The organism is Candidatus Aegiribacteria sp. (assembly GCA_021108005.1).
Classification (GTDB): domain Bacteria; phylum Fermentibacterota; class Fermentibacteria; order Fermentibacterales; family JCC-6; genus Aegiribacteria.
The window spans coordinates 1-12367 of record JAIORS010000053.1; the positions used below are offsets into that span (position 1 = coordinate 1).

Annotated in this window: 9 protein-coding genes; 3 read left to right on the top strand and 6 right to left on the bottom strand. The window is 47.7% G+C overall.

Annotated features, from left to right (window positions below; translation table 11 throughout):
* A partial coding sequence (locus tag K8S15_03285; GenBank protein MCD4775057.1) for a GAF domain-containing protein occupies positions 1–2401 on the top strand: 2401 nt, incomplete at its 5' end.
* 6 nt (positions 2402–2407) lie between these two features.
* On the opposite strand, the gene K8S15_03290 is transcribed toward K8S15_03285, so the two are convergent.
* The 5 genes from K8S15_03290 to K8S15_03310 form a co-directional block, all read right to left on the bottom strand.
* Positions 2408–3019 carry a sugar transferase gene (locus K8S15_03290; GenBank protein ID MCD4775058.1) on the bottom strand — a complete coding sequence of 204 codons (612 nt, stop codon included), beginning with the start codon at positions 3017–3019 and terminating at the stop codon, positions 2408–2410.
* The gene (murD, locus tag K8S15_03295; GenBank protein ID MCD4775059.1) at positions 3019–4440 is read right to left on the bottom strand and encodes a UDP-N-acetylmuramoyl-L-alanine--D-glutamate ligase; all 1422 of its coding nucleotides are present in this window, start codon (positions 4438–4440) and stop codon (positions 3019–3021) included. Before murD ends, K8S15_03290 begins: the two co-directional genes overlap by 1 nt.
* Positions 4437–5405, bottom strand: a complete 969-nt coding sequence (locus tag K8S15_03300; protein MCD4775060.1) for a 4Fe-4S cluster-binding domain-containing protein — start codon at positions 5403–5405, stop codon at positions 4437–4439. Before K8S15_03300 ends, murD begins: the two co-directional genes overlap by 4 nt.
* A 362-nt stretch (positions 5406–5767) precedes the next feature.
* Entirely contained in the window at positions 5768–7408 is a 1641-nt protein-coding gene (locus K8S15_03305) for a hypothetical protein (GenBank protein MCD4775061.1), read from the bottom strand.
* Between the two features lie 237 nt (positions 7409–7645).
* Positions 7646–7930 (bottom strand): hypothetical protein, encoded by a 285-nt coding sequence (locus K8S15_03310; GenBank protein MCD4775062.1) that lies wholly within the window; start codon positions 7928–7930, stop codon positions 7646–7648.
* Between the two features lie 229 nt (positions 7931–8159).
* Between K8S15_03310 and K8S15_03315 the strand changes: the two genes are divergently transcribed.
* Positions 8160–9236 (top strand): 4Fe-4S binding protein, encoded by a 1077-nt coding sequence (locus K8S15_03315; GenBank protein MCD4775063.1) that lies wholly within the window; start codon positions 8160–8162, stop codon positions 9234–9236.
* Between the two features lie 7 nt (positions 9237–9243).
* On the opposite strand, the gene K8S15_03320 is transcribed toward K8S15_03315, so the two are convergent.
* Entirely contained in the window at positions 9244–9912 is a 669-nt protein-coding gene (locus K8S15_03320; protein MCD4775064.1) for a hypothetical protein, read from the bottom strand.
* Positions 9913–10373: 461 nt separating this feature from the next.
* On the opposite strand from K8S15_03320, the gene K8S15_03325 reads away from it, so the two are divergent.
* A complete protein-coding gene (locus K8S15_03325) occupies positions 10374–12311 on the top strand; it encodes a response regulator (GenBank protein MCD4775065.1) in 1938 nt (645 codons plus the stop codon).
* Positions 12312–12367: the final 56 nt, after the last annotated feature.

Below are 12367 nucleotides of genomic sequence, written 5' to 3' on the forward strand. Positions count from 1 at the left end.
AAAACCCATCGAGAAGCTGAAAGATGGTGTGGAAGAGATAATGAAGGGAAATCTTAATTGCAAAATCAGGTCAAAAACGAAGGATGAAACGGGAGAACTTTCAAGAGCGTTCAGTGATATGACAGCGGAACTTAAAGAATCAAGAAGCAGACTGCAAGAACGTGCCGGAGATCTTGAAAAAAAGATATCTGAAAGAACATTTGAATTAAAGCAACAATTTGAAAAAAGTGAGCAGCAGAGGATAGCAACACTCAACATACTGCAGGATCTTGACGAATCCAGCAGTAAACTGAAAGACGAAATCACTGAGAAGAAACGGGCGGAAAAAACGCTCAAGCAGAGGGTTTCACACCTTGCAGTGCTCGGGGAAATAGGCCGTAACATCGCGTCAATGCTTGAACTGGATTCATTGCTTGAACTTACAGTGTCTCTCATTCACGAGTCGTTCGGCTATCGTTACGTCACTATTCTGCTTATTGATCCCGTTACTAAAACACTTTCGCTCAGAGCAGGTGCAGGTTTTAATGTTGCTCCTACAAAGGGAATATTCCTGAAAGTAGGGAAGGACGGTATCTGTGGTCATGTCGCGGCTACCGGTGAACATCTTCTTATCGGTGATGTTAAGCTTGATCCTCGATATTTTCCTATTGATGAACTGTCTAATTCACGTTCAGAATTGACTGTCCCCGTCAGTGTAAAGGGAAAAGTAATCGGTGTTCTTGATGTTCAAAGCGATACGGTGAACGCGTTCGATGAGCAGGATGTGTTTATCATCCGTATCATGGCAGATCAGGCGGCAATCGCGATTGAGAACGCTCAGCTTTTCGAAAGGGCGGCAAAAGAGCTTGCAGAGCGTGAAATAGCGGAGAAAGCGCTCGGGGCGGAGAAGGAAAGACTGGCAGTAACACTGAGGTCGATAGGCGACGCTGTGATCGCGACTGACACCACCGGGGTAATAATCATGATAAACAGGGCAGCAGAAGAGCTGACAGGATGGCTGCAGAATGAAGCAGCAGGAAAGAAACTCAACGATGTACTTCATATTATCGATGAAAATACAAGAGAGCAATGCCGTAATCCAGTAGATGAGGCGCTCGAATCAATGGATATCATCAGCTACTCAGATCATACGATTCTTGTGAACAAAACCGGTTCGAAAATACCGATTGCTCACAGTTGCGCCCCTATTCTGGATAAGGAAAGTAAGGTGGTTGGCGCTGTTGTAGTTTTCCGCGACATTGCCGAACAGCGCAAGACAGAGGAAGAGCTTCGGAAGACCGCAAGGCTTGAATCCATCGGAATTCTGGCGGGTGGTCTTGCCCATGATTTCAACAATATGCTATCGGCGATACTCGGAAATATCTCTCTCGCGAAGATGTCACTTGAACCTTCCGACAACGTGTACAAATCATTGACGAAATCGGAGAACGCATCCATGCGGGCCAGAAATCTGACGCAGCAGCTTCTCACTTTCTCAAAGGGAGGAGCGCCCGTTAAAGAAACAACATCCATCACAGATCTTATCCGTGATACAGTGGATTTCGCTCTTGGAGGATCGAATTCGCGAGGGGAGATATCAATCCCCGAGAACATCTGGGCTGTGGATATTGATAAGGGACAGATCAGCGAGGTAATCAGTAATCTGATAATCAACGCTGATCAGGCAATGCCGGAAGGCGGTGTGATCGGGATAATAGTGAAAAATGCTGTAATTGACATTGATGAGATCCCTTCTCTTCCGGAAGGCAGATATATCATCATCACCGTTTCTGATCAGGGAATTGGAATTCCCGCAAAACAGCTGGAAAAAATCTTCGATCCGTACTTCACGACAAAGCAGAAAGGCAGTGGACTCGGCCTTTCAATTGTTTACTCCATTCTCAAGAAACATGACGGATGTATTACCGTTGACTCTGAAGTAGGGGTTGGAACTGAATTCAGTATTTTCCTCCCTGCTTCAGACAGGAACGAGCCTGCTAAAACTGATTATGAGCAGAAGACGATTTCAGGTGAAGGAAATATCCTTGTCATGGATGACGATAAAATGGTGCGTGATGTTGCAGGAGGCATGGTCCGGCATCTGGGGTATAAAGTCGATTTCGCTGAGAATGGCGAAGAGGCTCTGAAAAAATACGGAGAAGCAATGGAAAGCGAAAAACCGTTTGATGTGGTTATCATGGATCTAACCATACCGGGAGGCATGGGGGGAAGAATCGCTATTGATGGACTGCTGGAAATCGATCCGGAAGCAAAGGCGATTGTATCAAGCGGTTATTCGGATGACCCGGTAATGAGTAACTACGCTCAATTCGGTTTCAGCGGTTGTATACGAAAACCGTATCGTGTTGCGGAACTGGGAAGAACTCTATGCGATGTTCTGAAGAAGAGAGATAAACACTGATCTGGTTTACTGATTACCTCCATCCCTTAGATCTTTTTTGAAAGATATCCTGTCCGTTGAACCCGCTGGATCGAGATTCAATGCGCGGAACCTGAATACTCCCGCAAAAGTGGCCATCAGGATTCGCAGATCGTAGATGGGGCTTCGTCGTTTCACGTAATGGGAATCGAGCCTTATCTGCAGCTTCTTGTCCAGTCCGCCCTTCCTGAGGAGCCATAATTGTGCGAGACCGGTCCAGCCTGGCCTGACCTCTTCGCGGATCGACGTATCCAGACCACTTAGCAGGGAGGCGGGCAGCGGCCTGGGACCTACGAAGCTCATCCTGCCTGAAAGTATTAGAAAAAGTTCGGGGAGTTCATCCAGGTGTAATCGGCGAAGTAACCTTCCCCAGAAGTTGATTCTGTGGGTCTCGAAAAACACACGTCCTGTTTCTTTCCCCTTTTTCATGGATCTGATCTTCCAGTGCTTGTATTCAATTCCATATCGACCTGTACGACTTGAGAGATAGAATGGTGGAAAACCGATGAAGACCGACGAGATCAGAAGGGAGATAAGAATCAAAGGGAAAGTAATCACAATGAGAACAAGAGCTGCGATGATCTCGAGCAGGCGCGGCATCAGAGTTCTTCAAAGCCAGCAAGGGCTTTTATACAGGAGATGAATTGCTCACCTCTCTCGAAGAGGTCTACGAAAAATGGAGCCCCGCTGCATCCGGGAGAGAGAAGCAGTGTACCGCCCTCGTCCGGATCCAGACAATTGATTCCGATATCAACGGCTTCACGCATGTTCACAGCTATTCTGAGCCGATTCTCATTGAATCCGTTCAATTCGTTTCTCAGCCTTTTTGATGCGGCATCATCACTGAACAGAATCACTCGGTGGGCCTTAATCCTGATAATTGACGCGAGTGGACCGTAGTCAAGGTTCTTATGTCCGCCACCTCCGGCTATGAGCACGAGTTTTCCGTCATTCAGATTCATGATGGCCCTTATCACCGAATCAGGTGTGGTGGCGGCGGAATCGTTGATAAAACTGATTTTCCCATACGTTCCTGCGAATTGAAATCTGTGTGGTATTCCGGGAAAGCTGGTTATCCCATCCGCCATGCTCAGCGGATCGACGCCGGAAACAGCGGCACAGCATACAGCGGGTGGGATGAGATCGAGATGGATGGGGACTGCAAGGTTCTCCGGAAGGGAATCGCAGCGGACAAGCTTGATAACTCCGGTATCTCTCCAGGTTATCCAGCCGTTTTCTACAAAACAGCCTTTTGTATTCCTGCGCGGAGCATGGGTTGAAGAGAAGTAAAATCTTTGCGAATTTCCCGGAACCTCAAAGAGTGTTGGATCATCCAAAGGCAGGATAATGATATCATCCGAGCTCTGGTGCCGTGCAATGGACTTCTTGTCGTACCTGTAGTCATCCAGCGAACTGTACCAGTTCATGTGATCGGGAAAGAAATTAAGCCAGCAGCCTATATGGGGTGATTTTTGATGCAGATTCATCTCGGCAAGCTGCCAGGAGGAGAGTTCCAGAACGGGATAGATGGAATCATCATCGATGAGCCTGAGAGGGGAAACGCAATTGTTCCCCGCGGCTACAGTTTTCTTTCCGGCAAATCGGAGTATATGGCTGACGAGATGTGTTGTGAAACTCTTTCCTTTTGTTCCCGTTATACCAGTCCAGGTTCTATCCGCGATTTCGCAGAACAGGCCAATGGGGCTCTCGACAGCTGCACCCACATCCGAGGCTGCAACAAGAAATTTGTTACTGCGCCTGATACCGGGATTTCTGATTACCAGGTCCGCAGATGTGAAATCCTCGGTCCTGTGACCACCGAGTACGAAGCGGATATCCATACCCGCAAGCTCGGTAAGGGCATCACCAAGCAGGGATGCATCCTTAAGATCGGTCACCGTTACTCTGGCTCCACACGAATTGCTGTAGAGAGCGGCACCCACTCCGCCGTCCTTGGTGCCCAGCCCCATAATCAGAACATCTTTATCCCTCAGGCTGTCAGTTGATCTGAAGAGTTTCATGAAAGGACTCCGAAGAGGGTTCTGTCGAGTTGATTACAATGAAGGTACTCGGGGTACTCTTTCCTGTAAAGCTCGAACAGTTTCTTACCAATGTAGTTGTCAGCATTATCTCCGCAGATGGGACCGCACTGCTGCCCGGAGCTGAAACCACTCCAGTCGAAGTCCTCGGTCCACATGCAATCGGGCTTCACCCGACCGACGAATCTCTGGCACGCATAGACCATTCCCTGAGGGTCGATAAGAGCCGTGGAGCTTCCTGCGTTGCACCTGAGTTCAGGAATCAGGAATCCCAGGAGAAGCCTGTGATGCCCTCCAAGTCGTATTGAATGGGAAGACGCTGCCGAGTACGCGTTCTTCAGAAGATCGTATTGCTCTTCCGGAGACATCGGATCCGTATCAGTGTATCGGAGAGAGATCGAAAGCTCTCCGAGACCGAACTCGGAGGAGATGAAACGTAACAGCTCTGGAAGATGATTTGAACTCCCTGTGTCGAATACCGCGTTCAGATAAACGGGAAGGTTCAGATCCATCAATATCTTTATACCTGTCACAACTTGATGAAAGCTGCCCCGACCATCGGATGTTTTCCTCCTTGAATCGTGAATACTCTCGGTACCATCCAGTGAAACCACATGGATCAGCCGTTTATTTCTACTGAAATCTCTGAGAATCTCTTTGGGAAGGATTGTCGCATTGGTATTCACAACGACCCAGCCATCTGTAACCCGTCGGAAGAAAAGATCAGCTATGGCTGGTAATAACTTTTTCTCCAGCCATGGTTCCCCGCCGGTGAATCTTATCTGGGATCTTGCCGGAAAACCGGAGTTGCATGCGTGTGTTGTAAATGATTCCGCTATCCTCATGAAGAGACTGGAATCGCCCCGCACTCCATTTTCAGGACAGTAGCAGTACTCACAAACGCAGTTGCACTTGCTTGTAGGCATCAGATAGAGGGAACTTACCATCGGTACCCTCCCCGGCAGAAACACGCTCTGACGTACGTTTTCTCGAACAGCGACGCGATCCGCCGGAACAGATTCGGCCGCCATTCCAGTGCGGGGTGGACCTGAATCCCACCAGTCGGTGAGTAGTGCTCCATCATGCGATTAGCCATGATTCTGGAAGCTCATACCTTAAACCGGATGAAATGAAAGTATTTATTCTCAACTTCTCAACTCCGATAGCGAAAGGTTTTACTTTTGTACTCACTGCAATAGTTCCATTAGCCGTTCTCCATCGGTGATACCGGCAGAATCAGAACATAAGGAAACTCGATTTTCGCCGCCATTGCCGACGGGGCTGTCGTTATACTTATCATGGTATTCGCTTACGGAGTTTCTCTTATCATCGAGAAGATGAGGCCGGGAGCCACCTGATGAATAGATTCCCCGTATCGGATCAACCGATAAACACTGTACCCTTCAATTGTACAGAAGAACCGGTATTCACGCATATACTTTGCTATCCATCCTGAGTGAGTGAGATATTCCTCAATCCTGAACCCGGTCGGACATGCCTGGCAATCATCGGTCGACATTATGAAGACAAGAACAGGTCTGTTTTCCAGTATGTCCGAACCGAGTTCAGCAAGGAAGAGTCGCTCTTCACTGGTCTGTTCATCCGGTGGGCGATAGGGAAAAACAGAAGAGTCGTCAGCAGCTTCATCAGAGTAGGCAAGTGCTATCGGGAAGGCTGACATGAACCTTGTCCCGGGCAGCCTGTCAGCATATACCAGGGTTGGATACATAGGATAAACATCGGTCGAGATAAAGGATATCCGGTCTCCTTCGCTGGAATGCGAGTTTATCAGCTCAATGTACTCATTCATTTCTGTGTATTGTGTATCGGCAAACCGGAAAGAACTTCCCGCCAGAAGCAGACAGATGATGCAGGGACTGAAGAGTAAAGCGTTGCCAAGCATCTTTCCGATGGTTCCCGTATGCCCATGATTTTCCTCGAAAACCGCTGCGACTGTCGTCCAGAGCACAATACTGAATCCAAATGCCGGAATAAGCTGGTACGTCCAGCCCTTGTGCTGTATAAAGAATGACATGATTCCAAGAATGACTGCAAGTATGAGTAGTTCAAAAAGCCGCCTTAAGGCCGGCCCGACCCTGGATTTCAGGAACAGACCGGCGACGATTCCCGTAAGCATTACAAACCACCACTTCAGATGCCATCGTATCATCTCGGAAATGGCCGCATCGTACGAGCTGTAATGCTTTGCAATGTACGGAAGCCATCTGGTGAAGAACGGTGAGTGTATCGACCCCGCAAACAGCAGCAGGTGAACCGCAAACAGGAATAGAATCGAATAGACCGCGAGTATCTCTGGTTTGCCGTGTGATCTGTTCTTTCCATAACGAAGTCTCATCCATACTTCGATCAACACAATAATCAGAAAGAAGGTGGGTTTGCACAACATCATGAGTCCGGCAAAGATGCCGATAATAACGGCAACGGATTTGTTAACTTCACAATCATTATATCTCGACAGCCTGAGGAGAACGAAGGGAAGGCAGGCTAAAACGAAAAGATGCTCTCTCTGTCCGAAATCACCGATCCTGAATATCTGCATCGAAAAAACCAGCACAGCTGAAGCGACAAGAAGCATACCTGCTCGTGAGTGAAGGATCCCCGATTTGCGTATCACCAGATATACTGTCCAGCAGCTGTAGAAAGAAAAGAAAAGCACACCAAGAAAGAATACCAGAGCAACATCGATATTCAGCAGTCGTGATAGAAGTACCGGTGGAACATGGATGTACTGAGCCATGTGAATGTTTGTCTCTATATGATCGATATACGGTATGCTTCCCTCGGTGATGAGTCTCCCGCATTGAAGCAGAAGTGCGCAGTCATGGTTCAACTGCATGCCCGAGAGTACCACGGCCACAGTCAAAAATACAGCGCACAGTATCAGAACAACAAAAGCGCATTTTCCTGAGATACTGTTGTGATCAATCACTGCTTCTCCGTCATGCTGTTCAGGCCGGAATGTTCAACATTATGTAGAAGACGCAGGTATATCCTGATGGTTATAATCATCCCCAATCCCATATATTGAGATAGATATCCTTCCTCAGGAATTCTTCTATTTCGCGTCTGTCGTGCAGATAAATGAAATTCATTTGTCCTCATATTCTCCAATCTACTATGGATGGAGGATGTATGCGTTCAAGGCGTTTGGTCTTCTCACAATTGATCAATTATCCGAGTTGGTCAGCATTTTTAGCTTGTCCGCAATTCTGTGCGCAAGAGGTTCAATCCACAATCTCTCTGAAGAGAATGTTACGAAATCGATGTTATGGTTTGCAGCACAATTAAATCCGATTGAGAAAGGTTCCGATCCCAGTATCCAGGGATACTGGTTTTCCAGATCGAACCAGCACGTATCCTGCCTTATTTCAAATGGCTCAATAGTAAAAAGAGAACAGGGATCAAATGGATAGGGCAAGGACAACCTGATACTAATTAAATCTTCTGCCATTATCCAGCAGCTGTTGTACAACGACAAAAAATCTAAGATAAAGTATACTCTAAATCCTTCTTCAAGGATGAATAAGACAATACATATATTACTAAGGTTCGGCAAATCCGTTGCAGATGATGTCCCGTTCCGAGAACTATCAGATATTTATTTACTTGACAGAAAAGAATTACCCTCTTTATTATAATTCTAGACACTGAATTGCGGTTGAATACGAAAGGTTGATAAGATGGGCGACAATCCATACAGGAGTCTTGCAGAGTACCTGGATAAACTTCCCGGAGGATTCCAACCCTCCGAGACCGGAGCTGAAATCCGCCTGCTCAAGAGGCTTTTCACACCGGAGGAAGCAGCGCTGGCTATCCACCTCTCCCTGGACAGAGAATGTGTTGAGGTTATCTCAGGGAAGGCAGGGCTGACTCCGGAGGAGGTGGGCCCGATGCTCTCCAGAATGGCTCACAGGGGTCTTATTTTCTCAGCTCTCGCTGAAGATGGATCCCCAATCTACCAGGCTGTACCCTTCGTAGTGGGTATATGGGAGTTTCAGGTCAACCATCTGACCATGGGACTTATCGACGATGTGAATGCTTATTGGAGTACAATGAAACGGAGAAGGCCAGTCAGGACAATTCCCCAGATGCGGACAATACCTATTGGTGAAAGTATCGAACCGCAACTGGAGGCTTACCCCCATGAGCATGTAGTGAAGCTTCTGGACAGCCAGGACCGCTTTGCCGTTGCTCCCTGTATCTGTCGTCTCGAGGCGAAAATGGACGGAAAAGGATGTGACGCCCTGGTTGAAGCCTGCCTTATGTTCGGGGACTGGGCCGACTACTATGTCAGGGAAGGCAAAGGCCGTGCAATCAACCGTTCAGAGGTACTGGATATCCTGGCGAAGGCCGATGCCGATAACCTGGTGCTGCAGCCCTCCAACTCAAGAAATGTAGTAGCGATATGCTGCTGCTGCAGCTGTTGTTGCGGGGTACTTCAAAGCCTTATAAGGCACCCGAAACCATCCGAAGCAGTGTTCAGCCCGTTCACCGCGGAGTTCGATTGTGATCTGTGCGTTGGCTGCGGAATCTGTATCGAACGATGCCGGATGAATGCATTCACGAGTGACGGAGACAAAGTGGAGTTCGACCCGTTCAGGTGCATCGGATGCGGTCTCTGTGTGACCACGTGCCCTGCGGGTGCTTTGACCCTGGCGCGCAAGCCTGATACTGGAAGGATCAGAATCCCGGATACTATGGACGAAACCTGGCAGGAAATAGTGGAGGCTCGTGAAAAAGCACTGGAGAAATCCTAAATATCAATCAGTACCCTCCACGGCAGTCCCATGGTGTGATCTGTTCGGGTAAGGTTGCCCGGCAGAAACACGCTCTGACTCCCGTTTTCTCGAACATCGACGCAATCCGCCGGAACAGATCCAGCCGCCATTCCAATGCGGGATGGACCGGAATCTCACCAGGTGGTGAATAGTACTCCATCATACGATCGAACCATGTTTCTGGAAGCACATTCCTCAACCTGGATGAAATGAAAGAATCTATTCGCAGCGTTTCAACTCCGATAGCGAAGGGTTTTACTTTCAATACCCATTGCAGAAGCTCCAGCAATCTTTCGCCATCGGTGATACCGGGCATAATCGGGTCAATCCTGATAACGGTTCTCAGTCCGGTGATTCCGGCCAGTTCTTCAATCATCTCAACCCTCTTGCCTGCTCCCGGGGCGTCCGGTTCAAGCAGTTCGGTTATACCTTCATCCAGAGTGTTCAGTGATATCGCTACAAAAGCCCGATTGCTATCCCTTATCACATCGATGTCTCTTCTCACGAGCAGGCTCCTGGTAATTATATAGAACGGTTGCCCTGTTCTGGAGAGGTACCTTACCAGTGAACCGGTACGGAACTGTTCCTCTTCGCAGGGAGGGTAAGGATCAGTCCAGGGAGAGAGGTACAGGGGGATATCTGATACTGGGCTCATAATGAGCTCCCGTTCCCGGCCGGTAGGTATGATTTTTTCAGAATGCCGCTGTTTTGCGATGCAGTACAAACAATTGAAAGGACATCCGCTGTAAATATCTGCTTCGCGAATGGGTGGGCACTTTCCTGAATATTTAGGCATATCACATCTCAGAGTTAGGGTGACCTGTTTGTTCCGTGGCTTCACCCGGTTCAAAGTAATTTTCGTAGTGAATGAAGATACAAGTTATACGTTTTAAGACAATGATTGCACTGAGAGAGAATCCGGGCGGAAGGCGAAATGGCGCGATTTTCTGTTATACACTATAATTAAAGTACATGACGGTACATTGCTGAGTTTCGGGAGGCGTGAAACATGGAAAACGAACATATCCGGAAATCTGTCAATATCAACGAATTCTCTGAACCGATTCTACACATAAGGATTTACCGACTCGTTTTCAACGAACCGCCTTCGGAACAATGAATTCCGCGAACCCTTCACTCCGTGCACTGATTCTTGAAGATTCCATCGACGACACTGAGCTTGTGGTAAGGCACATCAGGAAGAATGGTTTCAATATAGAATGGGATCGTGTACAGACCGCCGCGGATATGAAGACAGCTCTGGAAACAAATACATACGATGTGATACTCGCTGATTATACCATGCCTCAGTTCACGGCTCTCGACGGGCTTCAGATCCTGCAGAAATCCGGATTGAATCTGCCTTTCATTATCGTCTCCGGATCAATTGGCGAGGAAATCGCTGTAGAAGCCCTGAAAGCCGGCGCAAATGATTATATGATGAAAAGCAATCTCTCCAGGCTCTGCCCTGCCATCGAGCGGGAGATACGTGAGGTAAAAGTCAGTCGGAAGACCATCCTGGCCGAGAAAGCGCTTGAAGAGAGCGAGAAAAAATACAGGCTGCTCGCCGACAATACGATTGACTGTATCTGGCTGACCGACCTTGAATTTAATTTTAGATATGTCAATCCTGCCGTTTATCTGATGGTTGGATTCACGCAGGATGAATGGATTGGAAGCAATTTATCTGAACATTGCCATCCTGATGATATTGAAAATATATCGGATATCTCGATGGAGGAATTGAAGAAAGGAAGCGAATCAACTGGCATCACCTTTGAAACTCGATTACTGCATAAGAACGGAGAGATGGTTCCCGTTGAAATCACCGGCCGCTTACTGCTCGATGACAATGAACAACCAATTGGCTTTCAGGGAATCACGAGAAACATCTCCGAGCGCAGGCAATTCGAAGAACAGCTCCGGCAGTCACAGAAAATGGAAGCTATCGGAACTCTGGCTGGTGGAATAGCACACGATTTCAACAACATCCTTCAGGCGGTATTCGGTTACACGGATCTCGCGAGTGCCAGCCTGTCCGAAGACGATCCTGGATTTTGTTACGTAAAGGAAATCCGCAAGAGTGCCGAAAGGGCCGCGGATCTTACAAGGCAGCTGCTTGCATTCGGACGAAGGCAAATTCTGATGTCAAGGGATATCAACCTGAACGACCTGATTAACGAACTTCTTAAAATGCTCGAGCGATTGATCAGTGAAAATATCAAATTCGAGTTCATTCCCTGCGGTAAGTCCGGTACCGTTCACGCTGATACCGGACAGATTGAGCAGGTGATAACAAATCTGTGTGTCAACGCCCGGGATGCCATGCCTGAAGGTGGAAGTCTCACTATTGAGACAGAGAATATTTTAGTAATAGAGGATTACTGCAGAAATTATCCCTGGACCAAACACGGGAGCTATATGCTTTTAACCGTTACTGACACAGGCTGCGGGATGGATGAAGATACCTGTAAAGTTATCTTCGAACCGTTCTTCACTACCAAAGATATCAACAAGGGATCCGGTCTCGGGCTCTCTACCGTGTACGGAATCGTAAGACAACATAACGGATTCGTTCATGTATACAGTGAAAAGGGCAGGGGAACCGCTTTCAAGGTTTATCTGCCGATAGTTGATCGACCCGCTGAGCATATCACCACTACGGTGAAAAAAAAGGTTCCTGGTGGTTCCGAAACCATTCTTGTGGCAGAAGATGACGAATCGGTTCGCAGACTTGTAAGACACATACTGGAGGAGGCCGGTTATTCTGTTCTCATGGCGAAGGATGGATTGGAGGCCATTGAGATATTCGAGCAGAATGCCGACAGTATTTCACTGGTTCTGCTCGACGTTGTAATGCCGGAATTGAGCGGCAGAGAAGTAAACGATACAATACTAAAAATATCTCCGAATATGAATGTTCTTTTCACAAGCGGCTACAGTTCCAATGCTGTTCACACACGTTTCGTCAGCGAAAAGGGAATGAAATTAATCAGCAAGCCTTACAACCCGGGTGTACTTCTCAACGAAATCAGAATTGCTCTTGACTCCTAGGGTCACTCATTAGCTGACTGATGTCAATAGGGTATACTCCACCATAGGGATATCCA